This is a genomic window from Methylocystis sp. B8 (assembly GCF_005771425.1).
Lineage (GTDB): Bacteria > Pseudomonadota > Alphaproteobacteria > Rhizobiales > Beijerinckiaceae > Methylocystis.
In genome coordinates this window covers 960,162-986,186 of record NZ_VBTZ01000001.1, presented here as the reverse complement: position 1 = coordinate 986,186, position 26,025 = coordinate 960,162, and the positions used below count along the sequence as shown (strand labels likewise).

Sequence of the window (26,025 nt, the reverse complement as noted above, 5' to 3'; positions counted from 1 at the left end):
TATCAGAACTCATCGGTCTGAAAGGAACGACATGCGCAAGCTCATTCCGTTTTCGCTTCTCCTGGCGTTCGCCGTCTCTCCCGCCGCGGCTCAGGGCACGGCTCAGGAACGCTCCGATTGCATGGGCGACGCCTTCAGATTCTGCAGCTCCGATATTCCTTTCGTCGAAGAGATCGAATCTTGCCTGCAAGAGAATATGGCGCGGTTGAGCCCCGCCTGCCGCCGCGAGTTCGCCGCCACAAACAGCACCAAGCTGCGCCCAGAACATTTCCAATAAGCCTGTCAGGCGCGGCTCGCCGCGCCTGAATCATTGAAGCCTGCGCCGAAATTGGTCCAGCCACGTCTTCACTTGGCTAAAGTCGATCTTTTTGGCTTCGTGAAATCCGATCTCATGCGCGAAACCGTCGCCTGATCTTGCGGTTGCAGGAGCGACGCGTCTCCTAAGGCTCTCAGGGAGATGCCGCGCGAGAATGCGCACGATGACGTAGAAGGTCGGCGTGAAGATCAGTCCGAACAGAGTGACGCCCAACATGCCAAAGAACACGGCGGTGCCGATCGACTGACGCATCTCAGCGCCCGCGCCTTGAGCGACGGCGAGCGGCAGCACCCCGAGAATGAAGGCGAGCGACGTCATCAGAATAGGGCGAAGACGCGTCCGGGCGGCGGTAACCGCCGCTTCAAACTTGGATTGGCCGGCGTCCTCCGCCTGCTTGGCGAATTCGACGATGAGAATCGCGTTCTTCGCAGCCAATCCGATCAGCACGACGAGACCGATCTCGACCAAAATGTTGCGATCAATGCCGCGCGACACGACGCCGAGCATCGCCGCGAGAATGCACATCGGCACGATGAGGATTACTGAGACCGGCAGCAGCAGGCTCTCGTAAAGCGCGGCGAGGAGCAGAAACACAAACACCACCGCGAGGCCGAAGGCGACCGCCGCGGTGTGGCCGGCAAGCTTTTCCTGCAGGGCGATTTCGGTCCACTCGAAGCCGAAACCCTGCGGCAGTTTTTCAGATGCGAGCTTTTCGACCGACGCAATGCCCTGGCCGGAAGAAACGCCGCGGGCAAGATTGAGTTGAACCTCTGCGGCCGGATACAGATTGTAGCGCGGCACACGGAACGCGCCCGTGGTGTCGCGGAATGTGGCGACGGCGCCGATCGGCGCCATTGCGCCCGAGGCGCTGCGCGTCTTGAGATTGGCGATGTCGCGCAAGGTAAGGCGATATGGATTGTCCGCCTGCGCCATGACGCGGTAGGTGCGTCCAAGCACGTTGAAGTCATTGACGAAGGTCGAGCCAAGATAGATCGACAGCGTCTCGAACACCCGCCAGATCGGCACGCCGATGAGCTCGGCCTTCGTGCGATCGACGTCGGCAAAAATTTGCGGCGTGCGCGTGTTGAACAACGTGAACGCCTGGGTGAATTCGCCCGATTGCCCGGCAGCGCCTGCAAGCGTCCACGTCGCGGCTTCAAGCGTTGGAAGTCCCCGACCAGCGCGGTCCTGCACATAGCCCTTGAGACCGCCGCCAGTGCCGATGCCGGGAACCGACGCCGGCGCCAGCACAAAGGAGAAGGCATCGGTCAGTTTCGACAATTGTCCATAAAGATCGGCTTGGATCTCGTCCGACGTCAGCCCCTTTTTCGCGCGTTGTTCGAAGTCCTCCAGCGTGACAAAGATCACGCCTGTGTTAGGCGCATTGGTGAATGTCGCGCCGTCGAAGCCGGTGAAAACGACAGCGTCCTTTACGCCGTCCCGTTTCAGGATGATGTCGGTCGCCTCGCGCATCACCTTGTCGGTCCGGTCGAGCGTCGCGCCCGGCGGCAATTGAAAGGCGGCGATGACATAGCCGCGATCGAGCTGCGGGATGAGGCTCGTCGGCGTCCGGCGTAACAGATCCAAGGCAAAAAAGATGAGAATTGCATAGACGGCGAGCATGACGACGCCCAGGCGGACAAGACGCGCCGTCGCCGCGCCGTACGATGTCGAGAGCCGGTCAAAGCCGGCGTTGAAGCCGTCGAAGAAGCGACGCAGAAGCGCATGCGCCCAGCCCAGCCGATGGTTCGCGTTCTCTTCCGCGTCATGCGGCTTCAACAAGATCGACGCCAACGCCGGCGACAACGTCAGCGAAACGAAGGCCGAGATGATCGTGGCGCTCGCAATGGTGATCGCGAACTGCTTGTAAAAGGCGCCCTGCAAGCCGCTGATAAAGGCTACCGGAATGAAGACGCCGCAAAGCACCAGCGCGATCGCGATCAGCGCGCCGCCGACTTCATCCATAGTCTTGTGCGCGGCCTCTTTCGGCGAAAGCCCCTGCGCGAGATAGCGCTCGACGTTCTCAACGACGACGATCGCGTCGTCGACGACGATGCCGATCGCGAGCACAAGACCAAAGAGCGACAACGTGTTGAAGCTCAGCCCTGCGACCTTCATCACGGCGAAACTGCCTATGAGCGAAACCGGGATCGCCGCCACAGGAATGATAGCCGCGCGCCATGTCTGCAAAAACAGAATGACGACGAGAACGACGAGGACGATCGCTTCGAGCAGCGTGTGGACGACCTCGTCCACCGACTGCTGGATGAACTCCGTTGGATTATAGACGACCGTGTAATCGACCCCGGCGGGAAAATTCTTCTTGAGCCGCTCCATCTCCTGCTTGACGGCTTCAGCGGTCTGCAAGGCGTTTGAGCCGGGACGCTGGAAAATGCCGAGCGCCGTGGCGACGTCGTGGTTGAGATAGGCGTTGAGCGTGTAGTCCTGCGCGCCGAATTCTATCCGCGCGAGGTCGCGCAGATGAATCTCGCCGTCGGCGTCGGCGCGGATAACGATATCGCCAAATTGCTCCGGCGTGCTGAGCCGTCCGAGCGTCTGCACCGAAAGCTGAAAGGCGCCCGCCGAGGCCGCGGGCGGCTGATTGACCGCGCCGGCGGCGACTTGCAGATTGGCGGCGCGCAGGGCGGCGACGACGTCGCCCGGCGTCAGATCGCGCGCCTCGACTTTCGCCGGATCAAGCCAGACGCGCATCGAATAGTCTCTCGCGCCAAAGAGGCGCGCGTCGCCGACGCCATCTATTCGAGCGATCGCGTCCTTCACGTAAAGCGTCGCGTAGTTTGAAATATATTGCTGGTCGCGCGAGCCATCCGGCGACAGCAGGTGAACCACCATCATCAGGTCCGGCGAGGCTTTTTTCACGACGACGCCGAAGCGCGTCACCTCTTCCGGCAAGCGCGGATTGGCGATGGCGACGCGGTTCTGGACGAGCACCTGGGCGAGATCGATATTGACGCCCGGCTTGAACACGACGTCGATTGACACATGTCCGTCGCCTGTCGATTGCGACGTGATGTAGAGCATGTTGTCGACGCCATTGACCTCCTGCTCGATCGGCGAGGCTACAGTCTCGGCGATGACGTCCGCCGAGGCGCCTGGATAGGTCGCGCTGATATTGACCGTCGGCGGCGCAATTTCCGGATATTCCGAAACTGGGAGGGCGCCCTGCGCGATCGCCCCCGCAAGCATCAGAAGAACGGAAAGCACTGTCGCGAAGATCGGCCGCTCGATGAAGAAATGCGAAATGCGCATGGCGTCCCTGGATCTGGAGTCTATCTGCCGCCAAGCGCGACGGGCGCTTCTTTGATCTCGCCTTCTTTCGGCCGCACGGACGCGCCGGGCCGAACCATCGGGTTCGCGAGTCCGCCGATCACGATGCGATCCTTGGCGTCAAGGCCGGATTGGATCACGCGCAAGCCCCTATGGATGGGACCGAGAGCCACCGATTTGGCGATGACTTTATTGTCGTCCGTTACGACGAGCACGGTCTTGCTCGTCTGATCGGAGACGATCGCGGCGTCGGGAATGAGCAACGCGGCGACGTCGCCGCTGAACAGGCGCAGACGACCAAAGGCGCCGGGCGTGAGGAAGTAATCCTTATTGTCGAAGACGGCTCGGCCGCGGATTGTGCCAGAGCGCCGATTGATCTGATTGTCGAGGAAGTCCATGACGCCGCTGCGCGTCCATTCCGTCTCGTCGGCGAGCCGCACGGAAACGCGATTGTTGAATTCGCGCTCCGGTTTCTTTTGATTTTCCGACCCGCGGGCATAGCGGATGTAATCCGCTTCCGAGGCGTCGAAGACAAAGTGGATGGGATCGAGCGTCACGATCGTCGTCAATAAGGTCGCGCCGGCCTGTCCGCCTTGGACGAGATTGCCCGGATCGACGCGGCGGTCGGACACCCGCCCGGAGATGGGCGCGCGAACCTGCGTCCATTCGAGATTGAGCTCGGCGTTTCGAAGCGCCGCTTCTGCGCTCGCAACCTGCGCCTTGGCGATCTCGCTGCTCGCTTTGCGCTGATCGACGTCGCGTGCGGTGATGGTCCGCCCCTGAGTCATCTCCTGCGCGCGCGCGTAGTCGCGGGTCGACATCGCGGCCTGCGCTTGCGTCCTGGCGAGTTCCGCGCGCGCGCTGTCGACAGCGATCTGATATGGGCGCTGATCGATGACGAAAAGAACGTCGTCGGCTTTGACGAACTGCCCGTCCGTAAAATTGATCTTCTCTAGAGTGCCTGAGACCCGGGCGCGCACCTCGACCTGCTTTAAGGCCTCGAAACGGCCCGTATATTCTTCCCAATGCGGAATCGTCTTGGCGAGAGGGCGGGAGACCACCACTTCCGGAGTCGGACCTTCGGCGCGCGCCCCGGACGGCTGCGCGAAAATCAGCAACGCCACGAATGTTTTGTGCAGTATGCGGACGACTCTCCCGTGACCGTCGCCGCCGCGCGCAGCCACAAAAGCCAATAACGTCATCTCACCTCCGGTTTCGACATTCGCATTGAACCTGTCATTTTTGACCGGCGCAACACGCAGACACGAAGTAAGATCAGCGCCGTCAGAAGGCAAATCGCGCGCGGAGCTTTTTTGTCAGCCCGACCAAGCCTTGTCGAAATACGCAGACTGACGCCTGGGATGGGAAGCAGTAAGCTCTTTACGCAGCTTATTTATTCTTCGCAGCTCAGGAAGAGCGGAATTCGCCGCTAAAAATATGCGTTCGTATTTCGCCTGGCGCGGAATGCGACGGCGCTGTGCGGTCGAACTGCAAGTCGCCGCAGCGGCGGATTTAAACTGCAGGCCGATTATGCCCGTTCCTGAAGCGGTTCGCAGTGTAACCTTATTTATAATGGCGACGAATAGCGTGAGCGGGTTCCCAAGAGGCCCCAACCCGCTCGCCCGGCGAGCTGATTTGTAAGGAGACTAAAAATGAACGCCAAAATCATTTCAGGCGCCTCGGTGGCCGCCGCGGCGATCGCTCTGGTTATCAGCGGCGCGGCGACAGCGCCGGCGCTTGCCAAAAAAATGAGCAAAACTGTCCATTGCAGCGGAATCAATTCATGCAAGGGGACGAGCGCCTGCAAAACGGCGAACAACTCCTGCAAAGGCATGAACTCCTGCAAGGGTCAGGGGTGGCTGCCCGAAAAATCCGCAAAAGCTTGCGAGGAGAAGGGCGGCAAGGTCGTCGAGATGTGATCAAAGCGGCGCGGACGGATCATTCTCTTGGTCTGATCCGCGCCGCTCCTTGCGAATTTCCTGAGCCGCAGAAGGGCCGCGCAGGCGTGATCAACGCCGATGCGCTTGAAAAGAGGCGATCAACTCTTCGCGCATCGTCCAGTGCAGCAGCACTCGGCCGAAAAGCGATGCGATTCCCGTCAGCAGGACGACGGAGCCGAATTGCCAGATACAGACTGACGCCGCCGCATCTTCTCTGAAGGACAGACGCAGCGCCGCCGCCGCCAAGGCGGTGGATGCGAGCGCCGCAAGTCCGATCGTCACGAATGGCGCGATAGGCGCGCCGCGTTTGACCATCGAAAGGATTAAAAGCGCCGTCGGTATGCTGATGGCGAGGATCGTCGGCAAACAATAAATGTCCGAATGAGACAAGAGGCCAGTCAGTCCGAAGGCTTCGACGTCCCTCCAGCATCCGACGGCGAGAGCGCCGGCCCAGATCAGAAAGAAAAATACGAAGACGAATCGTTCCCAGACCGGGCGCGCAGGACAGCCGGCGCTGAAAGCGCCAGCCGCCGCCACGACGCTCGTCAGGAACGCCGCAGCCAGTTCCGTCGCAAACCGCGGGTCGGCGATCTTGGCGAGCAAATCTGGCCTGATCCCCATGACCGCCGCCACGACCGCGACATAGCAAAGAGAAACCGCGAACCAAACGAGCGCGCGCCATGCGGGATGCGCAAGAGGGCGTACGGGCGCGCAATTCTCGGTCAAGGTCCGGATCAGGTCTTCCTTCAACATTCGCCTAGCAATTCCGCTCCAACGCCTGCCGCATCGCTTTGATTGCTCGATGGACTCCGACTTTCAGAGAACCGACGCTCTTCCCCGTGACCTGAGACGCCTCCTCCAGCGAGAGACCTTGGATCTTGACCAGTTCAATCGCCTGGCGCTGGCCCGCCGGCAGAAGCGCCATGGCTCGACGAATAGCCTCCTGATCGTCGCTCGTCTCCTGTTCGGATTTCGCGCCGTCGCCGTAAAAGGTTTCAGGCAAAACATCGACTGTCGTTTCATTGGCGCCTCGCGCATAACGCCTTCGCGCGGCGTCGGCGGCGCGCCGCGCGGCGATGGTCATAAGCCAGGGCGTGAAGGCCCGCCGACGATCGTATGTCTGGCGCACGGTATGAATAGACACCAGGATTTCCTGCACCACATCTTCCGTATCATGCGCATTCGGCCATCTTCGCAAGACGAAGCGCCGCAAGACGGGAAAGAGATCGGACAAAAGCTCGCCGTAGGCCGCGTGATCGCCGTCCTGCGCTGACGCCATCAGCGCGCGCCAGCGACTTTCCCGATCGTTCGACGTATCGCCCAATTCGCCCATGTCCGCTTGCGAATCTGCTTGGCTTGGCTCTGACGCTCCGCAGCCCGATTTCGGACTAGGCCGGAGCGCATAGTTGACGACGCCAGTTCTAGTCACTTAGGCGTCGACGCGCCATCTTTCCTATTCGGGCTTTGGGCTGTCCAGTCTGCGGCCTTTGGTTGTAACCTTTGCCGCCGTCATGACGAATTGACCCTTAAAGCTGCGGGGGTCAACTCGATCAACGCTCCGAAAACGTCAGATTTTCAACCGACTGCCTGTTCTTGTGAATAACCTGATGGAAAGCAGAGGGAGATCAGAATGTCAGATAAGAAGCTTCGCGCCGCCATCGCTATCGCGGGCGCCTTCGCGACGGCCGTTACCCTGGCCGAAACCGCGAAAGCCGCAAAGGCCGAGCAGGAGAAGTGCTTTGGCGTGTCCTTGAAGGGCAAGAATGATTGCGCGGCGGGGCCGGGAACCAGTTGCGCCGGAACGTCGAAGACGGATTATCAGGGCGGCGCATGGAAATATGTCCCAAAGGGCACTTGCTCGGCGATCGTGACGCCCAAAGGCAAGGGCAGCCTCGAGCCGCTCCCGAACTAGAGCCATATGGGAGCGCCTTCCCTTCCCGCTCATAGCTGCGCGCATGCGGCGTCCTCGCTGCCTGCTCGCGCGGGGGTTGGATTTAAGAGCGTGCATTTCGCCGACATCGAGGCCTCGGCGCCCGATGTCGGCTTCTTCGAAATCCACGCCGAGAATTACATGGGCGCGGGAGGCGCTCCACACGCACAGCTCACGCGGCTGCGCCGCGACTTTCCGCTGTCAATTCATGGCGTCGGACTCTCGATCGGCGGCGCCGAGCCACTCGATCGCGAGCATCTTGCCCGCGTGAAAACTCTTGTCGACCGCTACAAGCCCGCCGCGTTCTCCGAACATCTCGCCTGGTCGACGCAGGGCGGCCGCTTTCTCAATGACTTGCTCGCCCTGCCCTACAACGCGTCGACTCTGACGCATGTCGTCGCTCATGTGAATGAAATTCAAGAGGCGCTTGCCAGACCCATCCTCATCGAAAATCCGGCAGCCTATCTCCGCTTCCAATCCTCGGATTATTCCGAGATCGAATTCTTGCGAGAGGTCGTCCGCCGCACGGACTGCCGGCTGCTGCTCGACGTTACCAACGCCTATATCAGCGCGACGAATCTCGGCTTCTCGGCGGAGGATTATATCGACGCCTTTCCGATGTCCTTTGTCGAAGAGATCCATCTCGCCGGATATGCCGAGGATGCCGACGAGGTCGGCGATCCTCTCCTGATCGACGCCCATTGCGCGCCAGTCCAAGAAGGGGTTTGGCGGCTCTATGTTCATGCCCTCTCGCGATGCCGCCCAGTCGCGACTCTGATCGAATGGGACAATGACGTTCCGCCGTGGAAGGTTCTCTTTGCGCAAGCCATGCGCGCGGAATCATTCCTTGCGAGGCGGCGATCCGCCGTCGAGGACAACTCGATATCGGCGGCGATCCAATGACGGCGCCGGCCGACTTCGATCAAGGCGCATTTGTCCGCGCGTTGCTTGATCCCGAGCTGCCGCCGCCGAACGGGCTCGAAACGCCCCGCGGCTTTTCGCCGGAGAAACGCTTCGCGGTCTATCGCAACAATGTATGCGTCGGACTCGTCGACGCGCTATCCGAACGATTTCCGGTTTGCTGGCAATTGGTTGGAGAAGAGTTTTTCCGAGCCATGGCGCATTGCTATATGCGCGAATTCCTTCCCTGCGCGCCGATGCTATTTGAGTATGGAGGGGGCTTCGCGACATTTGTCTCGCAGTTCGAGCCAGCGCGCGAGCTTTCCTATCTGTCGGATGTCGCGCGGCTGGAATATGCCGTCGGCCAAGCCTATCACGCCGAGGACGCCGCGCCGCTGACAATAGGATCCGTACGCGCCCTTCCTCCTGATCGGCTGGAGAACGCAACGGCGACCCTGCATCCCTCGACCCAAGTCATCGCGTCGACATATCCGATTGTTTCAATCTGGCGACAACACATGTCGGGTGAAGAGATGACGCCCCTTGATTTGAATCGCGGCGAAGAGGCGCTTGTCGTTCGGCCTGAGCTGGAGATCAGAGTGTCAACGCTCCCCGCGGGCGGCGCAGTCTTCGTGGACGCGCTTCAGGACAGACAAACGTTCGGCGAGGCTGTGAATGCGGCAACCGCCGTAGCGACGGATTTTGATCTGACAGCCTGCCTGCGCGAGTTGATCTTGGCCGAGGCTTTCGTCGCCATTAGGGTCGCGCATTGATGGAAGAGGAACAATTATAGCCGCGGCCTACCCGATCCTGATGGAGCTTGAGGCCTCATGAACATCATAAGAAGAACTGCAGGGTGGTTGGATGCGATCCCCTACTCTCTGATCGCGCTTTTTCTACGGATTGTCGCCGCGCATCCTTTCTTCGTCTCCGGCCAGACCAAGATTGAAGGACCGACGATCGGCGGCGAGATTTTAGGCGTCGATATGTCGTTCCAGATCCCGACAGCGATCCGCGACGCGACATTCGCCTTGTTCGCCGATGAATATAAGGTGCCGCTCATTTCGCCGACGGTCTCCGCCTATATGGCGAGCGCCATGGAATTCATTCTGCCGCTGCTGCTCTTCATCGGTCTTTTGACGCGCCTGTCGGCGCTCGGACTTCTGATGATGACGCTGGTCATTCAGATCTTCGTCTTCCCTGACGCATGGTGGACCGTCCACGCCTATTGGGCGGCGATTCTCATCGTTTTGATCGCTCGCGGACCCGGCGCACTATCATTGGACCATCTGCTGTTTCGGCGTCGGTCGCCTTAGCTGCCGCTCGCCTTTGCCTGGGAATCTCAGGGTTCGTCAACGTAGACGACGACGCCCGTCTGCTGAGGCGCAGTATGCGCATGAGCCAGGCCAATGCCGACTCCAAGGAAAATGGCCGACCCGATGATGGCTCCAATGATCGTGCTGGTGAACTTCGACATAACGTCCTCCTGTTTGATGGAGAGAACGCTACCGGTTCCGTAGCCGAGCGAATGTGCGAATCCGCACGCGACGCGATTTGCTCGGCATGAGCAAGAGTCGTCTCAGCGGCGGTCTAACCACATGCCGAGGATGGTTCCGCCTATCGCGCCGGCGAGGGCGCCTGCGAATGCGACGGATATCCCTGCAGCCGCGACGCCCAAACCTGCGGCGAGCGCGGCGCCAATTCCGGCGAATGCGAGTGGAGTCGTCCCGTGGACGACATTCCTGGCATATGTCCTGGCCACTTTCCTTGTCTCGGCCATTTTCTGATCCTCGCTTGCGCTCAGGCTTTTCGCCTGACTGCGCCTGCAAGATCAAATATTGCGCGGCTCGCCAAAAAGGGAAGCGAGCGGACCTGGCGCCTCCCAGCAGCGTTTGCCAAGGGCCGCCCCGAGCTTAGCTGATCTAGATTTTTCGCGCCGTCACGCGCTATGGGCGCGCCTTCATTGACCGGCGGCGCAATGGGTAGTCGGAGCTATCGTAAAGAGGTCGAATTTCGCTGCCGAAAAAGTGCTGCTCAGCCACTTCCAAGGAACAACTTGCGAGCGCTTTCGGTGTAAGTTCCTCTACCGCGTAGCGAATGGCGTCCGAGGCGTGGGGGAAGCGCCTGAAAATAAGCGACTTGGATTTTGAATTTGTCGCCTTGCAAAAAAAGAGGACAGCTTCGTTTCTATAATCTTTCGCGTCCATCTTCCGCCTCCAGGAGCTATTGGATCAAATCGTCCCCCGCGACGCGTTCGAGAGCGGACTCTACGGCGACCCTTTCCTGACCGTCGCGATCCCTCTTCATCCGATACTGCAGTCCGGCGCCGGCGTCGGGGAGATGACGAGTGACGTGGAACGAATCCGTGCCGGTGGCCGCTCCGAACTTTTGGATCACGCGGACGCCGATGGGAAATTTATGTGAAGGGACGGCAGCAAGCCGTGGCGCCGGACGCCGAAAGCGCCGGCTTGTTTCGTTGTCATTCGTCATTGGACGCGCTCCTTGAGCTGCTGTGAACGCGTCGTCGCCCCAAAGCGCGCCGCGCTCTAATCACCTCCGTCGCTTCGCTCCGGCTTCGCGGGCCTGGAGCTTTTCGACGGTCAGCCAAGACGAGCCCTTGACGGCTGCGGAACCCGCGTCAGGAGCTTTGTCTTTCTTCGGTTTCTTTGCTTCGCGATTGCTGCGCCGTTGGCCTTTAGCCATACCTCGCCCCTCATATGTTGGGCTTCGCGCCACCGCCCGGCTGTAATTCCTTGCACCGATGCTCGAAGCGCTTCTGCAAGGCAAAAAAGTTGAACCCCTGACGGATGGACCGTCAGGGGTTCACAATGGCTAGGCGGCGATCTGCAACTGGTCCGCCGAGGACTTTCCGCTGCGCCTATCGATGGCGATTTCGTAGTTGAGCTTTTGGCCTTCCGCGAGGCCCATCAGGCCGGCGCGCTCAACCGCGCTGATGTGGACGAATACGTCCGGTCCGCCGGACTCCGGCTGGATGAAGCCAAAGCCTTTTTGGGCGTTGAACCATTTTACTGTACCGGTCTGCATGACATGTCCTTTCAAGAACAAGCCGTCTACGCCACACGACTTGCGTAGCGCTTCAGGATCGAAGTTCTGGAGAGGAAGTCAGGAGCCGGCGCGCCAAGGGAGCGAAAGCAAGATCGTTCGGCCGAAAACTCGATACGTTACACTTAATGCAGACGGGCAAAATTACAAGCTGTGACGCTGCAAAGCCGCATGGCGCGCCCGAGAGGATTCGAACCTCTGACCTCTGCCTTCGGAGGGCAACGCTCTATCCAGCTGAGCTACGGGCGCAGGCGCGCAGCTTTTCTACAGGAACGGCCGCTGCGCCGCAACGCCGCTCGAGCCCTAAGACGAAACCCTCGCCCTGAGACGAGCCCTCGGCGCCGTGCTAAGGCGAAGACCGTCACCTTTGGGGGAGCGCTTTGAACTTTCTCGACCAATGGCTCGAACAATTGCGCAGCGCGCGCGACAGGATTGTGGCCAATCCGCAATTTCAACGCTGGGCGCTGAAGAATCCAGTCACGCGCCCGCTGGCGCGGCGCGGCGCGCGCGCCGGGCTCGATCTCGCGGCCGGCTTCGTCTATTCGCAGGTTCTCGTCGCCTGCGCGCAACTCAAGCTCTTCGACGTGTTGCGCGACGGCCCCTTAAGCGTCGACGCGCTCGCGACGAAACTTGCGCTTTCCGAACCCGCGACGCGCCGCCTTCTCGACGCCGCCGCTTCGCTCGGTCTCGCCGAACGACGCAAAGGCGATACATACGGGCTTGGTCTGCTCGGCGCGGCCTTCGCCGGCAATCCGCAGGCGCTCACCGTCATCGAACACCAGCCGCTGCTTTACGCCGATCTTATTGATCCCGTCGCGCTGCTACGCCAAGAAAAGCGCGGACGGCTCGCCGACTATTGGCCCTATTCCGATGGCGACGCGCCCCAAACGCTATCGGCGCAGCAAGTCGCGCCCTACAGCGCGTTCATGGCGGCGACGCAGCCGATGGTCGCGCAGGAAGCGCTCGACGCCTACGATATTTCGCGTCATCGGCGCCTCTTGGACATCGGCGGCGGCGAAGGCGTGTTTCTCGCGGCCGCAGCCGCGCGCGCGCCGCATTTGCAGCTCACTTTGTTCGATCTTCCCGCCGTCGCGGCGCGCGCAAAAGAGCGACTCGAAGAGGTCGGCCTGCTCGATCGCGCAGACATTCATGGCGGCGACTTTCTCAACGATCCTCTGCCGGAAGGCGCCGACGTCGCGACGCTCATCCGCATCGTGCACGACCACGACGACGCTTCCGCGCTCAAGCTCCTGCGCAATATGCGGAAGGCGCTCGCGCCCGGCGCGACGCTGCTCATCATCGAAGGCATGTCAGGCGTCAAAGGCGCCGAGCCGCTCGACGCCTATTACGGTTTCTACACGCTCGCGATGGGCCGCGGCGAGCCGCGCCGTGTCGAAGAGATCGAGGCGCTGCTGCGCGAAGCAGGCTTTGGCCAGTTTCGACTCTTGCGCAGCGCGCTGCCTGCCCTTGCAAGCATCCTCGTCGCTAAGGCGGTGTGAGGCTCTTGAGTTGGATTCCCGATCGCGCGCTTTGCGTGCGTCGGAAATGACAACTACTGGAATGTCATTCCCGGCAGGCCAAAGGCCCGATCGGGAATCCAGTTCAAGGCGAAGGCGCAATGATGGTTGGCTTAGTGCGAACGCCGCCACTCGATTAGCCCGGCCGTCGATCCGTCCAGCCCTTGCGTGGATTCGTCCTTGTTCTCGATGATCGGCGCCAGACGGTTGGCGAGTTCCTTGCCAAGTTCAACGCCCCACTGGTCGAAAGGGTTAATGTCCCAGATCACCGACTGAACGAAGACCTTGTGCTCGTAAAGCGCGATGAGGCGACCAAGCGTGCGCGGATCGAGCCGGCGATAGAGCAGCACGCTCGATGGACGATCGCCCGGAAAAACCTTGTGCGGCGCAAGCCGATCGACTTCTTCTTCGCTCAGCCCCTGCCCGCGCAATTGCGCCTTTGCTTCTTTGAGAGTTCTCCCGCGCATAAAGGCTTCGGCCTGCGCCAGACAATTGGCGAAAAGCAGTTCATGATGATGTTCATCGGCAGCGGTCGGTTCTGCGGCGACAAGGAAATCGATCGGAATAATATCGGTTCCTTGATGCAGAAGCTGAAAGAACGCGTGCTGCCCATTTGTGCCCGGTTCGCCGAAAATCACGGGGCCGGTTTTATAGCGGACGGGCGCGCCTTCGCGCGTCACCGACTTGCCGTTCGATTCCATGTCGAGCTGTTGCAGATAGGCAGGAAAGCGCGCGAGACGTTGATCATAGGGGATGACCGCATGCGCGCCGCGCCCCTTAACGTTCCTGTGCCAAACGCCGAGCAGCGCCATCAGCGCGGGGATATTTTGTTCCAGCGGCGCTTCTACGAAATGCCTATCGATATCGTTGCCACCTTGCAGAAACCCCAGGAAGTGTTCGGGCCCTACGGCGATAGCGAGCGCAAGGCCGATCGAAGACCAAAGCGAATAGCGCCCGCCAACCCAATCCCAGAACCCGAAAACGCGCGCAGGATCGATTCCGAATTCGGCGACCTTGTCGAGCCGCGTCGAGACGGCCGCGAAATGCGCTTTCACCGCCGTTTCGCCAAGCGCCGCGACCACGCGGGCGCGCGCGCTTCTTGCATTCGCCATCGTCTCCTGCGTCGTAAAAGTTTTCGACGAGATGACGAACAGCGTGCGCGCAAGGTCGAGATCTTGCAGCGTGTCGGCGAGATCGGCGCCGTCGACATTGGCGACGAAATGCATATGCGGTCCCTCGCCCGAAAAGGGCGGGAGCGCGCGCGAGGCCATCGCAGGGCCGAGATCAGAACCGCCGATCCCGATATTGACGACGTCGCTGAATGCCTCGCCCGTCGCGCCGCGCGCCTCGCCAGCGCGAACCGCGCGCGCGAAGGCGAAAACTTTTTCGCGCTCAGCTTCGATCAGCGGGCGCATATTTTCGCCGCCAACAAGAAGCGGGCGAGGCGAGAGATCGCGCAGCGCCATATGCATGGCGGCGCGCTTCTCGGTATTGTTGATGGGTTCGCCAGAGAATAGCGCTTCGCGCCTTGCGTCGAGGTTGCGTGACTTGGCCAATGAAATCAGCAGCGCGATCGTCTCGCGAGTCACTCGGTGTTTCGAGAAATCGAAGAGAAGATCATCGAGCTTGACGCTGAAATTTTTGAAGCGTGTCGGGTCTTCAGCAAAGAGATCGAGCGTCCGCGTCCGCTCCAAAGCGGAGGCGTGAAATTTCAATGCGTCAAAAGCGACGGCAACGGCGTCCGACATTCGTTTCTCGATAAGCAAGCAGCATCCTCGGCAAGTTTTGTAACAGATTCGACAGCAAAGACCGCCTCTTTACAGCGCGGCGACGGCCCCTAAATTTTTACTGTATTGTGACAGCGGGATGTGAAATCCATATCCGTTGCATGACGCTTTTCTGACAGCAGGACGACCATGGACGCGATTCCCTTCCTCGACGTGCGTGACGGCGGACCGGTCGCCCATGCGCAGGCGCGGATTGATGCGGCGGCGGCGCTTCGCAAGGCCTGTCTTGGCATGGTCGCGCCGGTTAGCCGAGTTTGCCTTTCGCCGATCGACCGTATTGCGGCGAACTGGCTGAAGCGCTCCGCCTCCGCTTATCGCGCCGAACTCGAACGCATCGCCGCCATTCTCGGCTTTCCCGGCGCGATGACGCTGAACATGTCCTATCTCTTCGCCTGCACCACGCAAGCCTATGAGGATGAACGCGGTCTGCCGCGCCTGCGCCGGACGCTCGACTGGCCATTCCACGGTCTCGGCAAGGCTGTCGAAATCGCTTGGCAATCTGGCGCAGCCGGCGAATTTTATAACGCCACCTGGCCTGGCGCCGTCGGCGTGCTCAGCGCCATGGCGCCTGGCCGCTTTTGCGCCTCGATCAATCAGGCGCCGATGAAGCGGCGCACTCAAGGCGCGCTCGGCTTCGCTTATGACGCCGCGCTTAATCTCCACGACGCCTTTGCAAGCGAAGGCTGGCCGTCGGACCATCTGCTGCGCTACGCGTTTGAAAATTGCGCGAATTTCGACGAGGCCGTCGATTGCATCGCCAGCGCGCCTCTCGCGCGTCCGACGCTCTTCACCCTCGCGGGCGTCAGACGCGGAGAGATGGCGCTGATCGAGCGCACGGAACGCGATGCGCGCGTTCTGCGCGGACCCGTCATCGTCGTCAACGATTGGCAGGAGCCGCAGGCTGGCTGGCAGGCGCGCATGAGCTATGAGAATAACGTGAGCCGCAAGGCGGCGATGCACGCGGTTTCGCACGATGCGCCGCGGTTTTCATGGGTGCGCGAGCCCGTGCTTAATCGCCTGACGCGGCTAGCAGTGGAAATGTGCGCCGTTGGCGCGGGCGACTTCGCGGCGCGCGGCTACGAGTGCCCCTATGTCAAGGGTCAGCCGACGCCAGCGACGCAGGACTTCTGCCTGCGCGCGGCGACGCCGACGGCGCTCGCGGCCTAGAGCGCGCTCTAAGCTTTTGAAATCGATCACGCTGCGTTTAGGCGATTCCGCCTCAACGCAGCTGATCTAATCGAGCCTCGGCGCGCTGGCGCGCCGCAGCCGATCATTGATCGCCTCGCCCAGTCCTCGCTCAGGCACATGCGCGACGGCGACATTGGCGATGCGGCGCGCGTCGAATTCCCGCAAATATGCGAAGAGATTGGCCGCCGCCTCGACGAGGTCGCCCGATGGCGAGAGGTCGAGAACGAAAACGCCGGCCTGGGCGCGCGCTGCAAGTCTGCCGCCGAAATCGAGCGCCGCCTCGCCTTCTTCGAGTTCGTGAGCCTCAAGCCGCAGGCGCGCAGCCGGCGCGTAATGGGAGGGCGTCATGCCTGGCCCCAGGATTTCAGCGCGCTCCGGCGCCGCGAGCTTCTCGCCGAGGATTTTCTCGATCGCCTCCCGCGCGACCGCGCCGGGGCGCAACAGAGCGGGAGAATCTTCGCAGAACGAAACGATCGTCGACTCCAATCCCGCCGGGGTACGGCCGCCGTCCAGGATCATGTCGACCCTGCCCGAAAGGTCTTCGGCGACATGCGCGGCCGTCACCGGACTGACATGGCCGGAGCGGTTGGCTGACGGCGCGGCGATCGGCCGGCCCACCGCGGCCAACAGCGCTTGCGCGACAGGATGTGCGGGAATACGAACCGCGACGCTCGGCAGGCCGGCGCGGGCGAGATCGCAGACCGACCCGCTCGGCGCGGCAGGCGCGACGATCGTCAGCGCCCCCGGCCAGAACGCCTCGACGAGACGCAATGCGGGCTCAGGCAGCGCCGCCTCCCGGCGCGCGGCGTCGAGATCGGCGACATGAGCGATCAGCGGATTGAACGAAGGCCGGTCCTTGGCGTCATAGATCCTTGCGACCGCCCATGCCTCCGTGGCGTCTGCGCCCAGGCCATAGACGGTCTCGGTCGGAAAGGCGACCAGCCCGCCCTCACGCAGGATCGCCGCGGCGCGGGCGATCGCTGCGGCGTCGGCCGGCAAAACGACTGTCACGCGTTGTGGCCGCGATAAGGCGGCTTCGGGATCGCCATATGCGCCTCGCGCAGCGCCTTCGACCAGCTGTTCCGCAAGTCACGAAAATAGAGGTCGTCCGAACTGATCCTCGTCGAGACTTCGATCTGCAGCGCGTCGCGACGCAGCAGCGCGATATCGATCGGCATGCCGACCGAAAGATTCGAGCGCATGGTCGAATCCATGGAAATGAGCCCAATCTTCAGCGCGTCATAAATGTCGGTGTCATAGGTGACCGCACGGTCGAGAATGGGCTTTCCATATTTGTGCTCGCCGATCTGCAGATAGTTGGTGTCGGGAGTACATTCGATGCTGTTGCCGGCAGTGTAGATCATGAAGAGACGGAGCGGACCGCTGGCAATCTGACCGCCGAGCAGCAGCGACACGTCGAAATTGACGCCTTGCGCCGCTGGCTCCCCCTCTGCGCTGCCCGTCTGGGCGCGCGACAGGCGCACGGCGCGCCCCACGAGCTGCGCGGCATGCAGCATGTTGGGAGAGTTCATGACGTTTTCGACGACGCCGCTCTCGGAATCCTCGATTCCGTCGCTGATCAGATTGACGACGCCCTGAGTCACCGAGAGATTGCCCGAGGCGGCAAGCATCAGCACGCGCTCGCCCGGCCGCTCGAAGAGATACAGCTTGCGGAAGGTCGAGATGTTGTCGAGCCCGGCGTTGGTGCGCGTATCGGCGATCATCACCAGTCCATCGCGCACGAGAATGCCGCAACAATAGGTCATATGATTCCGCAGCCGTTCGCGCCAAACGGTCCAGGACTTACAAGTTTCAGGCCAGGGCACAAGTGCGGCGGAGCCACAGGGCGACAAAATCAGCCGCCATTCTCGACTTTATAAGGAAGCTCGGCCGTGTGCTCGGCGGCCCAGTCCGTCACCGCCTCGCGCTCTCGCGCTAAATAGTCCGAAACCGCCTCGGCGAAGCGAGAGTCGGCGAAGTGGTGGGCCGAATGGGTGATCACCGGCCGATAGCCGCGCGCGATTTTATGCTCGCCCTGGGCGCCGGCCTCGACGCGCTTGTAGCCGTGTCGGATCGCAAATTCGATCGCCTGATAGTAGCAGACCTCAAAGTGCAGAAATGGGACCTCCTCTACAGCGCCCCAATTCCGCCCATAGATCGCGTCGTCTCCAAGGAAATTGATCGCGCCGGCGATGTGCCGGGAGCCGCGTCGCGCCATCACCAGCAAGATGCGGTCCGGCATACGCGCGCCGATCTCGTCGAAGAAGGCGCGGGTCAGATAGGGGCTGCCCCATTTGCGCGCGCCAGTGTCCATGTAGAACTCGAAAAACGAGTCCCAATGCTCTGAACGAATGTCAGCGCCGGTAAGAAGATCGATCGCGATATCATCGCCAAGCGCTTCACGCCGCTCGCGCTTGATAACCTTGCGCTTGCGCGCAGTGAGACGAGACAGGAAATCCTCGAAGTCGCCGTAACCTTCGTTGACGAAGTGGAATTGTTCTCCGGCGCGGTAGACGAACGCGGCGCCGCTCAAGGCGACGCGCTCATCTTCGGTGCAGAATGTGACATGGATGGAGGATGCGCCGCTCGCTTTCCGCAATCCCTGCAAGGCGACGATCAGCGCCTCGCGCGCGCCGTCGGGCGCATCCTTCGCAATCAGCAGGCGACGCCCCGCCACCGGCGTGAAGGGAACCGCGACCTGAATTTTCGGATAGTAGCTCCCGCCGGCGAGCTCATAGGCTCGCGCCCAATTGTGGTCGAAGACATATTCGCCGAGGCTATGCGTCTTGATATAGGCCGGCGCGCAGGCGACAAGACGCCCTAGCGAATCCTCGACGAGCGCGTGCGCCGGCGTCCAGCCAGTGCGGCCGCCGACCGATTTTGACGTTTCAAGCGCGCGCAGGAACGCATGCGAGACGAAAGGATTGTATCGCTCGCCGACCGAATCCGGCGGGCCTCGCGGATTCGCGCAGGCGTCCCAGTCTTTTGCCGTAATCGATCCGAGCGATTCGGCGTATCGAACCGAAAATCTTTGCGCCAAAAATTTATGCGTCATGTGTCCAGTGAAGCAGCCGCGGTTTAAAGCCTTCTAGCATGGCGTCGCGGCGCCCTCTAACATGGCGCGGCTGGCGAAATCCGCCAAGCGCGACTTTTGAGCAGACAAAAAGCGAGAAGCATGAAAATCAACGGCCGCGACTACAGAACAATTTGGCCCGTCTCGGACGGGCGGCGGGTTCATGTCATCGATCAGACCGGCCTGCCGCATCGTTTTGAGACCAGAACGCTCGCGAGTTGCGAAGACGCCGCCGCCGCGATCAGCGACATGACAGTGCGCGGCGCGCCGCTGATCGGCGTCACCGGCGCCTATGGCATGGCGCTCGCCGCATGGCGCGATCCGAGCGACGCGGCCATCAAGAGCGCCCATGCCACGCTGCTCGCCACGCGGCCGACAGCCGTCAATCTGCGCTGGGCGCTGGACCGGCTGCGTGCGCTTCTGCTCGCGGCTCCGGTCTCCGACCGCGCCGATCTCGCCTATGCCGAAGCCGCTAAGATCGCGGAAGAAGACATCGCCGCCTGCCAGGCCATCGGCCGCGCGGGGGCCGAGCTCATCCACAAAGCGCGGCGCAGCGACGGCCCCGTCAACATTCTCACTCATTGCAACGCCGGCTGGCTGTGCGCGGTTGATTGGGGCACGGCGCTCGCGCCGATCTACACCGCCGCGCGGCAGGGCGCGCCGATTCATGTGTGGGTCGACGAGACGCGCCCGCGCAATCAAGGCGCGAGCCTCACGGCCTTCGAACTCTTAGGCGAAGAGGTCCCGCACACTGTCGTCGCCGATAACGCCGGCGGCCATTTGATGCAGCATGGCCTCGTCGATCTCATCATCGTTGGCAGCGACCGCACGACGCGCGCCGGCGACGTATGCAACAAGATCGGCACTTACCTCAAGGCGCTCGCGGCGCACGACAATGACGTGCCGTTTTATGTCGCGCTGCCGTCTTCGACCGTCGACTGGCGTATCGCCGACGGAATACGCGATATTCCCATCGAAGAGCGCAGCGCGCGAGAAGTCACCCATATCAGCGGCCGCGGCGCCGACGGCGCGCCGATCGAAATTCAGCTCACGCCAGACGGTTCGCCAGCGCGCAATTTCGGTTTCGACGTGACGCCGTCCCGTTTCGTTACGGGATTGATCACCGAGCGCGGCGTTTGCGCCGCCACCGAGGAAGGTCTCAAGGGGTTGTTTCCCGATCTTGCCGGTTAGCTGTCATCGACGCTCGAATTTGTCATTCCCAACGCGCGTAACGCGCTCGGAATCCAGAACAAAGCGCCGCCCGATTTCCGATCGAACCTCCGGTTCGCCGGGAATGACATGCGGCCACTATTTCAATGTCTCGCGCGTTCCATAATTCTTGAAGCGCTCCACCGTGCGCATGATTTCATCATCGGAAAGCACGACAGGCTCGCCAGCAAGCGCTCCAAGGTAGAAGACTTGCGCAAGCGCTTCGAGCTCAACGGCGCGCCACAGGGTTCTACGCATATTCGCGCCGGTGACGATGGCGCCGTGATTGGCGAGGAGCACGCCGTCGCGATCTTTAAGCCCGGCGACAACGAGCCGCGACAGCTCCGCCGTGCCATAGGGCGCATAATCGACGCAGCGCACCGTCGGACCGCCGAAAGCCGCGATCATGTAATGCACGGCGGGAATCTCGCGCCGCAAGGTTGCGATCGTCGTCGCATAGGGCGAATGCATATGCGCGATGGCGTTCACGTCCGGCCGGGCGCGATAGATGTCGAGATGAAAGCGCCACTCGCTCGACGGCGGCAGCGGCCCGTCGAAGTCTCCCTCGCCCGCAAGCGGCATGCGCGCGATCAATTCTGGCGAGAGTTCGCGGCTTGGAACGCCGCTCGGCGTGACGAGCGCCGCGTCGCCAACGCGCACCGACAGATTGCCTGCCGAGCCGTGATTTAGCCCCAGCCGCTCCATCTCCTGCGCGGCGTCGACGATCGCCGCGCGTTCGTCGCGCTCGTTCATGCGAGAAGCCTTACAGGCGCGACGCGGCGAATGACAAGCGGCCGGCCAAGCAAGCGATATTGCACGCGCTCTTGTTGCGGTATAGGAGGGGCGTCCCCGTCTCGGGGCCGGTAGCTCAATGGTTAGAGCCGGCCGCTCATAACGGTCTGGTTGCAGGTTCGAGTCCTGCCCGGCCCACCAAGAAATCAGCCATTTAAGCGCGGCGAAGCCGGCGAAGTCGCCATCGTCCCCAGATTTGCCCCCGGAGACGCGTTACGCACGCCTAGCGAAGTCGCCAATAAGTTGGCGGCCGCTCGCGCATAGGCTTCGTGCGCCTCTTGGAGCCATCGCGCGAACGCCTGAAGGCGCGCGTTTGTCCCGCGCCACAACCTTTGATCGCTCGTTTATGGCTAATCAGGCTAGGCGGCGTCGCTCGCGATTGAGCGCACGCAGTCATCGCCAACCGCCTCGTCGGTCTGCTTCAGTCCGATCCACCGATCGACAGCCTTTTGATCGAAACCCGCCTCACAATGGTCGCCGATGCGCATGAGCGGCCGACGGATGAGCAGCGGGTCGAGGATCATCATCACCAGCGCTTCTTGCGGGGTGACTTTGTCGGGATCGATTTCGCCGGATTTGATGCGCGGCGATGAGACGTTGAACCACTCCGGCACTGGCTTGGCCCCGAAATAAGGGCGCAGGCTAGACGGACTCCAGGGCTCGGTCAGGAGGTTTCGCGCCTCGACCTCATGTCCTGAGGCGCGTAACAGCGCCTTCTGCCGCGCGTTTCCAGCGCAGCCCGGCTTTTCATAGAAAATGACGTGAGCCATCCGCGACCCCTCACAGCGCCCACCAGTCGCTGACGAGAGCCTAGCGCAAAATTGTGCAGCGCGAAATGGCCTCAATCGAGCAAATTGCGGGCGCTTCGCCGCTTGAGGAGGCAAACGCAATCTAACGCGAGAGTCCCCAGACGATGTTTACGCGCGCCGAGAGGCGCTGGAGGCCTGGGCGCAGAGGGATTTCCATGGTTCCGGACGGCGCGGCGGCCTTCGCGGCGAAGGCGCGCGGGCGCACCTCGCTCTCCTCAATCGGACGAATTTCCAGCACGCGGGAGAGCCGCAGCCCAGCCGCCTCCGCATAGATCTTCGCCTGGCGTTCCGCATCTTTGACCGCTTCGCGCCGCAATGCGTCGAGCCTCTCCCTGGGATGAGCGATTTCAAAATCGATTCCTTCGAAGCTGTTGACGCCCTTCTCGATTAAACTGCCGGCGATTTCGCCAGCCTTCTCAACTGGCGTCACCCTCACGCGCAAATCGTTTCGAGCGCGGAAAAATTTTTGGGAGGCCTTGAGTTTGCCGGTTTTGGGATCCCGCTCTTCCGTTGTTACCGGCGCGAGCGTCACGCCCTGCGTCGCTATTTCGGCGTTCGGGACGCCCATTTTCTTCAGATCCCCAAGAACAGCGTCGACCGCGCGCGCATTTTCCGCCGTCGCGTCCGCGGCGGAAGGCCTTTCAGTGACGACGCCAAAACGCAGAACCGCCACGTCGGGCGCAACGTCTTCGTAAGCCTCGCCGACTACAGAGAGATTTGGGACGCCGTCCTTTAGCGTGTCGGCGACGGCCGCCGCCGTGAACAGCATCAGGCCGAGCGAAAGTGCGAAGAGTGAACGAATCATGGCATATCCAAGAAAAAGCTGAGCGGCAAAGAGCTTATCAAAGCCGCAAAACCGCCGGCTAGCGGCGCTAATCCAAACATCATACAGAAGTGCGGCACGATCGTCGCTACGCGCCCTCTCGAATAAAGTCTCATGCCTACGCTTTATCATCACCCGCTCTGCCCTCATTCGCGCTTTATCCGGCTCATTCTTTCCGAATATGGAATAGACGCCACGCTCATCGAAGAGCGCGCGAGCGACCGCCGACCTGAATTTCTCGCGCTCGACCCAGCTGGCCGCACGCCGGTCTTTGTCGACGATGACGGCGCCGTCGCGCCAGGCGCCAATCTCATCGCCGAATATATAGACGAGACCTATGGCGCCGAACGCGGCTCGCAAAGGCTCCTACCGCAGGAAATGGCTGCGCGCATCGAGACGCGTCGCCTCGTCGACTGGTTCAACGTCAAGTTTTTCGACGAGGTCACCAACTGGCTGATGACTGAAAAAGTTTACAAACGATACGCTCCTTCCGGCGGAGCGCCAGACATGGACGTGGTGCGGGTAGCGCGCGCCAATATTCGTCACCATATGCGCTACATCGGCTATCTGACTAATACGCGCAATTGGCTCGCGGGAGATCGTTTGACCTACGCCGATTTCGCTGCGGCTGCACATATTTCGTGCGCCGACTATCTTGGCGACGCGCCGTGGGAGGAAGATGAAGCAGCGAAACACTGGTATCAGCGCATCAAGTCGCGTCCCGCTTTTCGCCCGCTTTTGGCCTACCGAGCGCCGGGCCTCACGCCTGGCCGCTTTTACGCGGAATTGGATTTTTGATTGCCCGCAGTCGATCAAACGGCTCAGTCGCCGCTGTTGCAATGGGCCATGTGTGGCCGCGCTTGACAAGCATTTCGTGGAATGAGGCAAGTAAACGTCCAACTGGGACCATCGTATGAGCGCACCCAGCCAGCGCAGGAGTGAAAAGGTTCAGTCGAAGGCGGCTGAAGGGTGCGATCCAGCGCGCGGACTACAGCAGTGCATTCGGCAGCAGGAGATACTAGCGGAGCTTGGCGTCACCGCCCTTCAAAGGGCTTCGCTCGATCAGCTGCTTGACGACACGGTGCGGCTGACGGCGCAAGGACTTGAGACGGAATTCTGCAAAGTGCTGGAGCTGCTTCCCTCCGAGAACACGTTTCGCGTGCGCGCCGGCGTGGGCTGGAGTCCCGGCGTCGTCGGCGTCGCCAAAATTAGCGCAAATCTTGATTCGCCCGCCGGATACGCGTTGCGCTGCGGCAAACCGGTCATCTCCAATCATCTCGAGAGCGAGACGCGGTTCAAGACCCCTGAAATACTGCATCGGCACGGCGTACGCCGCGCCATGAATGTGATCTTGCAGGGAGATGGGAAACCTTTCGGCGTGCTGGAGGTCGCTAGCCGCTCACAGACAGAGTTCGTGGAGCAGGACATCGCCTTTCTGCAGGGCGCCGCGAATATTCTAGGCATGGCGATCGAACGCGAGCGCGAAGAGCGCAAGCTCAGAGCGGCGCTCGCGCGCAACGAAGCGCTGCTCAAGGAAATGAATCATCGTGTGAAGAACAGCCTTTCCATCGTCGGCGGCATGCTTCGCCTGCAAGCGAATGACGCCGACGACGGGCAGGTCGCCGAACTTCTCAATAAGGCGTCACACCGCGTCGACGCCATCGCAAAGGCGCATGATCAGCTATCTCAGGGCTCCGACGTCGAGCGCATGGATATCGGTAAATACATCGAAGCGCTCTGTCATGACTTAGATGAAAGCGTCGCGCAATGCGACGTGCGCACTGAAATCGACGAAGGCATTGTCATTCCGACAGACCGTGCTGTTTCCACCGCGCTCATCGTCAACGAACTTATCGCCAATGCGGCGAAATACGCTTATGAAAACCATTCAGGCGTTATCGCGGTGAAGGTCGCACGGGCCGACGAGAATAATTTCATCGTGTCAGTGCGCGACGAGGGCGCCGGAATGCCTGACGATATTGATCCCCGCGACCGTAAAGGGCTCGGCATGCGGATCATCTCGTCATTTACGCGCCAGCTCAACGCAACGATCGAAATAAAAAGGCGCAATCCTGGCGCGGAGTTCATCGTCTCGATTCCTCTGCAAGGGTCCTCCTGACATGCACGCGCCTGTCTCGAACGCCTCATCGCCGGCAGGTCATGGTTGTCGACGACCTTCGACGGAAACGCTTGAGCAGGCGGTCCGCGCTCAGGCATTCGATCTCGGCTTTGACATCTGCCGCTTCACGGGCGCGGACATGGCGACCGAGCACGGCGATCGGCTGCGCACATGGCTGCAGGACGGCGCGCACGGCGACATGCACTGGATGCGCGAGACGGCTGAGCGGCGCACAGCGCCACGCGCGCTCTGGCCCGAAGCGACAAGCGTTGTGATGGTCGGCTTAAACTATGGGCCCGAATTAGATCCGCTCGCGTCTCTCATGAAGCCGGATTGCGCGACCATTTCCGTCTATGCGCGTAACCGCGATTATCACGACCTCATCAAGGGTCGGCTGAAACAGCTCGCTGGATTCATGCTCAGGCGCGCTGGCGCGGGCGACGCAAAGGTTTTCGTCGACACGGCGCCCGTGATGGAAAAGCCGCTCGCCCAGACCGCCGGAATCGGCTGGCAAGGCAAACACACCAATCTCGTCTCGCGCGATTTCGGCTCCTGGCTCTTTCTTGGCGCAATCTTCACGAGTCTTCAGTTTGCGCCCGACCCGCCGGAACGCGACCATTGCGGCTCCTGCCACAAATGTCTCGATGTCTGTCCGACCGCCGCCTTCCCAGCGCCCTATCAGCTTGATGCGCGGCGCTGCATTTCCTACCTCACCATCGAGCACAAGGGCTCTATTCCGCTCGAATTTCGCGCCAAGATTGGCAATCGCATCTACGGCTGCGACGATTGTCTCGCGGTCTGCCCCTGGAACAAATATGCAAGCGCGGGACGCGAAGCGAAGCTCGCCGCGCGATCGGAATTCGAATCTCCGCCGCTTGCCCAATTGGCGCGGCTCGACGACGCAGCGTTCCGAGCGCTCTTCGCCGGCTCGCCGATCAAACGCGTCGGGCGTGACCGCTTCTTGCGCAATGTTCTGATCGCGATCGGCAATTCAGACCGGCCGCAGCTTGCCGCCGAGGCCGAGCGGCTGGTCGAAGAACCCGCCGCTATCGTCCGGGGAGCCGCCATCTGGGCGCTCGGCAGGCTGGCGCCAGCGCGTTTGGCGGAACTCCGTCTCCAGAGACTGGCGAGCGAAGCCGACGAGATCGTTCGTCAGGAGTGGCGCCAAGCGGCCTAGACAATAGCAAAAGCGCCACAGTCGCCGAAAAATTGCGCCGTTTCCCGGATTTACTGCAGTGCGGCGGGCTACTCCGCGACGATTTCGTTCTAAT

Annotated in this window: 28 protein-coding genes and 2 tRNA genes; 14 read left to right on the top strand and 16 right to left on the bottom strand. The window is 61.5% G+C overall.

What is annotated here, in order from left to right; translation table 11 throughout:
* Nucleotides 1-31 precede the first annotated feature (31 nt).
* The gene (locus FEV16_RS04745) at nucleotides 32-277 is read left to right on the top strand and encodes a hypothetical protein (RefSeq protein ID WP_138166398.1); all 246 of its coding nucleotides are present in this window, start codon (nucleotides 32-34) and stop codon (nucleotides 275-277) included.
* 30 nt (nucleotides 278-307) lie between these two features.
* Here the strand turns inward: FEV16_RS04745 and FEV16_RS04740 are convergent, their stop codons facing one another.
* Both FEV16_RS04740 and FEV16_RS04735 read right to left on the bottom strand, forming a co-directional pair.
* Complete coding sequence (locus FEV16_RS04740) at nucleotides 308-3,586, bottom strand: multidrug efflux RND transporter permease subunit (protein WP_138166397.1); 3,279 nt, start codon at nucleotides 3,584-3,586, stop codon at nucleotides 308-310.
* A gap of 20 nt (nucleotides 3,587-3,606) precedes the next feature.
* Nucleotides 3,607-4,806, bottom strand: a complete 1,200-nt coding sequence (locus tag FEV16_RS04735) for an efflux RND transporter periplasmic adaptor subunit (protein ID WP_138166396.1) — start codon at nucleotides 4,804-4,806, stop codon at nucleotides 3,607-3,609.
* 450 nt (nucleotides 4,807-5,256) lie between these two features.
* On the opposite strand from FEV16_RS04735, the gene FEV16_RS04730 reads away from it, so the two are divergent.
* Nucleotides 5,257-5,523 carry a hypothetical protein gene (locus FEV16_RS04730; protein ID WP_138166395.1) on the top strand — a complete coding sequence of 89 codons (267 nt, stop codon included), beginning with the start codon at nucleotides 5,257-5,259 and terminating at the stop codon, nucleotides 5,521-5,523.
* Nucleotides 5,524-5,613: 90 nt separating this feature from the next.
* On the opposite strand, the gene FEV16_RS04725 is transcribed toward FEV16_RS04730, so the two are convergent.
* Nucleotides 5,614-6,297 carry a DUF1109 domain-containing protein gene (locus FEV16_RS04725; protein ID WP_138166394.1) on the bottom strand — a complete coding sequence of 228 codons (684 nt, stop codon included), beginning with the start codon at nucleotides 6,295-6,297 and terminating at the stop codon, nucleotides 5,614-5,616.
* 4 nt (nucleotides 6,298-6,301) lie between these two features.
* Nucleotides 6,302-6,877 carry an RNA polymerase sigma factor gene (locus tag FEV16_RS04720; protein WP_138166393.1) on the bottom strand — a complete coding sequence of 192 codons (576 nt, stop codon included), beginning with the start codon at nucleotides 6,875-6,877 and terminating at the stop codon, nucleotides 6,302-6,304.
* A gap of 297 nt (nucleotides 6,878-7,174) precedes the next feature.
* Here FEV16_RS04720 and FEV16_RS04715 point away from each other — a divergent pair, with 297 nt between their 5' ends.
* Genes FEV16_RS04715 through FEV16_RS04700 form a run of 4 tightly spaced genes read left to right on the top strand, consistent with a single transcriptional unit; the run spans nucleotide 7,175 to nucleotide 9,690 of the window.
* Nucleotides 7,175-7,456, top strand: coding sequence for a DUF2282 domain-containing protein (locus FEV16_RS04715; protein ID WP_138166392.1), 282 nt, complete (start codon nucleotides 7,175-7,177; stop codon nucleotides 7,454-7,456).
* A gap of 6 nt (nucleotides 7,457-7,462) precedes the next feature.
* Nucleotides 7,463-8,377, top strand: a complete 915-nt coding sequence (locus FEV16_RS04710) for a DUF692 domain-containing protein (RefSeq protein ID WP_138166391.1) — start codon at nucleotides 7,463-7,465, stop codon at nucleotides 8,375-8,377.
* A complete protein-coding gene (locus FEV16_RS04705) occupies nucleotides 8,374-9,147 on the top strand; it encodes a putative DNA-binding domain-containing protein (protein ID WP_138166390.1) in 774 nt (257 codons plus the stop codon). Before FEV16_RS04710 ends, FEV16_RS04705 begins: the two co-directional genes overlap by 4 nt.
* Before the next feature lie 57 nt (nucleotides 9,148-9,204).
* Nucleotides 9,205-9,690: a DoxX family protein gene (locus FEV16_RS04700; protein ID WP_138166389.1), complete on the top strand. Its 486-nt coding sequence runs from the start codon at nucleotides 9,205-9,207 to the stop codon at nucleotides 9,688-9,690.
* A gap of 26 nt (nucleotides 9,691-9,716) precedes the next feature.
* On the opposite strand, the gene FEV16_RS17415 is transcribed toward FEV16_RS04700, so the two are convergent.
* The 3 genes from FEV16_RS17415 to FEV16_RS04690 form a co-directional block, all read right to left on the bottom strand.
* The gene (locus tag FEV16_RS17415; protein ID WP_281404839.1) at nucleotides 9,717-9,851 is read right to left on the bottom strand and encodes a hypothetical protein; all 135 of its coding nucleotides are present in this window, start codon (nucleotides 9,849-9,851) and stop codon (nucleotides 9,717-9,719) included.
* A 102-nt stretch (nucleotides 9,852-9,953) separates the two neighbouring features.
* A complete protein-coding gene (locus tag FEV16_RS16805) occupies nucleotides 9,954-10,136 on the bottom strand; it encodes a hypothetical protein (protein WP_246657168.1) in 183 nt (60 codons plus the stop codon).
* A gap of 184 nt (nucleotides 10,137-10,320) precedes the next feature.
* Nucleotides 10,321-10,581, bottom strand: coding sequence for a hypothetical protein (locus tag FEV16_RS04690; RefSeq protein WP_138166388.1), 261 nt, complete (start codon nucleotides 10,579-10,581; stop codon nucleotides 10,321-10,323).
* Nucleotides 10,582-10,600: 19 nt separating this feature from the next.
* Here FEV16_RS04690 and FEV16_RS16800 point away from each other — a divergent pair, with 19 nt between their 5' ends.
* Complete coding sequence (locus FEV16_RS16800) at nucleotides 10,601-10,798, top strand: hypothetical protein (protein WP_171015125.1); 198 nt, start codon at nucleotides 10,601-10,603, stop codon at nucleotides 10,796-10,798.
* A gap of 408 nt (nucleotides 10,799-11,206) precedes the next feature.
* On the opposite strand, the gene FEV16_RS04680 is transcribed toward FEV16_RS16800, so the two are convergent.
* Together FEV16_RS04680 and FEV16_RS04675 are read right to left on the bottom strand one after the other, a co-directional pair.
* Nucleotides 11,207-11,419, bottom strand: a complete 213-nt coding sequence (locus tag FEV16_RS04680) for a cold-shock protein (RefSeq protein ID WP_138166386.1) — start codon at nucleotides 11,417-11,419, stop codon at nucleotides 11,207-11,209.
* Between the two features lie 190 nt (nucleotides 11,420-11,609).
* Nucleotides 11,610-11,686, bottom strand: a tRNA-Arg gene (locus tag FEV16_RS04675).
* A gap of 131 nt (nucleotides 11,687-11,817) precedes the next feature.
* Between FEV16_RS04675 and FEV16_RS04670 the strand changes: the two genes are divergently transcribed.
* Nucleotides 11,818-12,936 (top strand): methyltransferase, encoded by a 1,119-nt coding sequence (locus FEV16_RS04670; protein WP_138166385.1) that lies wholly within the window; start codon nucleotides 11,818-11,820, stop codon nucleotides 12,934-12,936.
* Nucleotides 12,937-13,067: 131 nt separating this feature from the next.
* On the opposite strand, the gene pgi is transcribed toward FEV16_RS04670, so the two are convergent.
* A complete protein-coding gene (pgi, locus tag FEV16_RS04665) occupies nucleotides 13,068-14,702 on the bottom strand; it encodes a glucose-6-phosphate isomerase (RefSeq protein ID WP_138166384.1) in 1,635 nt (544 codons plus the stop codon).
* 168 nt (nucleotides 14,703-14,870) lie between these two features.
* On the opposite strand from pgi, the gene FEV16_RS04660 reads away from it, so the two are divergent.
* On the top strand, nucleotides 14,871-15,908 hold the full coding sequence (locus FEV16_RS04660) for a hypothetical protein (protein ID WP_138166383.1): 1,038 nt from the start codon (nucleotides 14,871-14,873) through the stop codon (nucleotides 15,906-15,908).
* 66 nt (nucleotides 15,909-15,974) lie between these two features.
* On the opposite strand, the gene FEV16_RS04655 is transcribed toward FEV16_RS04660, so the two are convergent.
* The 3 genes from FEV16_RS04655 to FEV16_RS04645 form a co-directional block, all read right to left on the bottom strand.
* Nucleotides 15,975-16,940: an L-threonylcarbamoyladenylate synthase gene (locus tag FEV16_RS04655; protein ID WP_138166382.1), complete on the bottom strand. Its 966-nt coding sequence runs from the start codon at nucleotides 16,938-16,940 to the stop codon at nucleotides 15,975-15,977.
* The gene (locus FEV16_RS04650) at nucleotides 16,937-17,695 is read right to left on the bottom strand and encodes a peptidase (protein WP_138166381.1); all 759 of its coding nucleotides are present in this window, start codon (nucleotides 17,693-17,695) and stop codon (nucleotides 16,937-16,939) included. Before FEV16_RS04650 ends, FEV16_RS04655 begins: the two co-directional genes overlap by 4 nt.
* Before the next feature lie 89 nt (nucleotides 17,696-17,784).
* Nucleotides 17,785-18,984, bottom strand: a complete 1,200-nt coding sequence (locus tag FEV16_RS04645) for a GNAT family N-acetyltransferase (RefSeq protein WP_138166380.1) — start codon at nucleotides 18,982-18,984, stop codon at nucleotides 17,785-17,787.
* A gap of 120 nt (nucleotides 18,985-19,104) precedes the next feature.
* Between FEV16_RS04645 and mtnA the strand changes: the two genes are divergently transcribed.
* Entirely contained in the window at nucleotides 19,105-20,193 is a 1,089-nt protein-coding gene (gene mtnA, locus FEV16_RS04640) for an S-methyl-5-thioribose-1-phosphate isomerase (RefSeq protein WP_138166379.1), read from the top strand.
* 117 nt (nucleotides 20,194-20,310) lie between these two features.
* Here the strand turns inward: mtnA and FEV16_RS04635 are convergent, their stop codons facing one another.
* The gene (locus tag FEV16_RS04635) at nucleotides 20,311-20,964 is read right to left on the bottom strand and encodes a class II aldolase/adducin family protein (RefSeq protein WP_138166378.1); all 654 of its coding nucleotides are present in this window, start codon (nucleotides 20,962-20,964) and stop codon (nucleotides 20,311-20,313) included.
* A 104-nt stretch (nucleotides 20,965-21,068) separates the two neighbouring features.
* On the opposite strand from FEV16_RS04635, the gene FEV16_RS04630 reads away from it, so the two are divergent.
* Nucleotides 21,069-21,144 (top strand) — tRNA-Ile (locus tag FEV16_RS04630).
* A 218-nt stretch (nucleotides 21,145-21,362) separates the two neighbouring features.
* Here the strand turns inward: FEV16_RS04630 and FEV16_RS04625 are convergent.
* Both FEV16_RS04625 and FEV16_RS04620 read right to left on the bottom strand, forming a co-directional pair.
* On the bottom strand, nucleotides 21,363-21,773 hold the full coding sequence (locus FEV16_RS04625) for an ArsC/Spx/MgsR family protein (RefSeq protein WP_138166377.1): 411 nt from the start codon (nucleotides 21,771-21,773) through the stop codon (nucleotides 21,363-21,365).
* A gap of 121 nt (nucleotides 21,774-21,894) precedes the next feature.
* Complete coding sequence (locus FEV16_RS04620; protein WP_138166376.1) at nucleotides 21,895-22,617, bottom strand: SIMPL domain-containing protein; 723 nt, start codon at nucleotides 22,615-22,617, stop codon at nucleotides 21,895-21,897.
* A 132-nt stretch (nucleotides 22,618-22,749) separates the two neighbouring features.
* Between FEV16_RS04620 and FEV16_RS04615 the strand changes: the two genes are divergently transcribed.
* The 3 genes from FEV16_RS04615 to queG all read left to right on the top strand — a co-directional run bounded on the left by FEV16_RS04615 (nucleotide 22,750) and on the right by queG (nucleotide 25,931).
* Entirely contained in the window at nucleotides 22,750-23,433 is a 684-nt protein-coding gene (locus tag FEV16_RS04615; protein ID WP_138166375.1) for a glutathione S-transferase family protein, read from the top strand.
* A 115-nt stretch (nucleotides 23,434-23,548) separates the two neighbouring features.
* The gene (locus FEV16_RS04610; RefSeq protein WP_138166374.1) at nucleotides 23,549-24,754 is read left to right on the top strand and encodes a histidine kinase dimerization/phosphoacceptor domain -containing protein; all 1,206 of its coding nucleotides are present in this window, start codon (nucleotides 23,549-23,551) and stop codon (nucleotides 24,752-24,754) included.
* 1 nt (nucleotide 24,755) lies between these two features.
* Nucleotides 24,756-25,931, top strand: a complete 1,176-nt coding sequence (queG, locus tag FEV16_RS04605) for a tRNA epoxyqueuosine(34) reductase QueG (RefSeq protein WP_138166373.1) — start codon at nucleotides 24,756-24,758, stop codon at nucleotides 25,929-25,931.
* The last annotated feature ends 94 nt before the right edge of the window (nucleotides 25,932-26,025 follow it).

Excerpts from the sequence above, each read along its gene's own strand:
- FEV16_RS04645 (WP_138166380.1), bottom strand. The coding sequence starts at position 18,984 with ATGACGCATAAATTTTTGGCGCAAAGATTTTCGGTTCGATACGCCGAA.
- FEV16_RS04625 (WP_138166377.1), bottom strand. The coding sequence starts at position 21,773 with ATGGCTCACGTCATTTTCTATGAAAAGCCGGGCTGCGCTGGAAACGCG.
- FEV16_RS04700 (WP_138166389.1), top strand. The coding sequence starts at position 9,205 with ATGAACATCATAAGAAGAACTGCAGGGTGGTTGGATGCGATCCCCTAC.
- FEV16_RS04615 (WP_138166375.1), top strand. The coding sequence starts at position 22,750 with ATGCCTACGCTTTATCATCACCCGCTCTGCCCTCATTCGCGCTTTATC.
- FEV16_RS04720 (WP_138166393.1), bottom strand. The coding sequence starts at position 6,877 with ATGGGCGAATTGGGCGATACGTCGAACGATCGGGAAAGTCGCTGGCGC.
- FEV16_RS04660 (WP_138166383.1), top strand. The coding sequence starts at position 14,871 with ATGGACGCGATTCCCTTCCTCGACGTGCGTGACGGCGGACCGGTCGCC.
- FEV16_RS04705 (WP_138166390.1), top strand. The coding sequence starts at position 8,374 with ATGACGGCGCCGGCCGACTTCGATCAAGGCGCATTTGTCCGCGCGTTG.
- mtnA (WP_138166379.1), top strand. The coding sequence starts at position 19,105 with ATGAAAATCAACGGCCGCGACTACAGAACAATTTGGCCCGTCTCGGAC.
- FEV16_RS04725 (WP_138166394.1), bottom strand. The coding sequence starts at position 6,297 with ATGTTGAAGGAAGACCTGATCCGGACCTTGACCGAGAATTGCGCGCCC.
- FEV16_RS04745 (WP_138166398.1), top strand. The coding sequence starts at position 32 with ATGCGCAAGCTCATTCCGTTTTCGCTTCTCCTGGCGTTCGCCGTCTCT.
- FEV16_RS04690 (WP_138166388.1), bottom strand. The coding sequence starts at position 10,581 with ATGGACGCGAAAGATTATAGAAACGAAGCTGTCCTCTTTTTTTGCAAG.
- FEV16_RS04715 (WP_138166392.1), top strand. The coding sequence starts at position 7,175 with ATGTCAGATAAGAAGCTTCGCGCCGCCATCGCTATCGCGGGCGCCTTC.
- queG (WP_138166373.1), top strand. The coding sequence starts at position 24,756 with ATGCACGCGCCTGTCTCGAACGCCTCATCGCCGGCAGGTCATGGTTGT.
- FEV16_RS04710 (WP_138166391.1), top strand. The coding sequence starts at position 7,463 with ATGGGAGCGCCTTCCCTTCCCGCTCATAGCTGCGCGCATGCGGCGTCC.
- FEV16_RS04730 (WP_138166395.1), top strand. The coding sequence starts at position 5,257 with ATGAACGCCAAAATCATTTCAGGCGCCTCGGTGGCCGCCGCGGCGATC.
- pgi (WP_138166384.1), bottom strand. The coding sequence starts at position 14,702 with ATGTCGGACGCCGTTGCCGTCGCTTTTGACGCATTGAAATTTCACGCC.
- FEV16_RS17415 (WP_281404839.1), bottom strand. The coding sequence starts at position 9,851 with ATGTCGAAGTTCACCAGCACGATCATTGGAGCCATCATCGGGTCGGCC.
- FEV16_RS04735 (WP_138166396.1), bottom strand. The coding sequence starts at position 4,806 with ATGACGTTATTGGCTTTTGTGGCTGCGCGCGGCGGCGACGGTCACGGG.
- FEV16_RS04620 (WP_138166376.1), bottom strand. The coding sequence starts at position 22,617 with ATGATTCGTTCACTCTTCGCACTTTCGCTCGGCCTGATGCTGTTCACG.
- FEV16_RS04740 (WP_138166397.1), bottom strand. The coding sequence starts at position 3,586 with ATGCGCATTTCGCATTTCTTCATCGAGCGGCCGATCTTCGCGACAGTG.
- FEV16_RS04635 (WP_138166378.1), bottom strand. The coding sequence starts at position 20,964 with ATGAACGAGCGCGACGAACGCGCGGCGATCGTCGACGCCGCGCAGGAG.
- FEV16_RS04680 (WP_138166386.1), bottom strand. The coding sequence starts at position 11,419 with ATGCAGACCGGTACAGTAAAATGGTTCAACGCCCAAAAAGGCTTTGGC.
- FEV16_RS04610 (WP_138166374.1), top strand. The coding sequence starts at position 23,549 with ATGAGCGCACCCAGCCAGCGCAGGAGTGAAAAGGTTCAGTCGAAGGCG.
- FEV16_RS04650 (WP_138166381.1), bottom strand. The coding sequence starts at position 17,695 with ATGACCTATTGTTGCGGCATTCTCGTGCGCGATGGACTGGTGATGATC.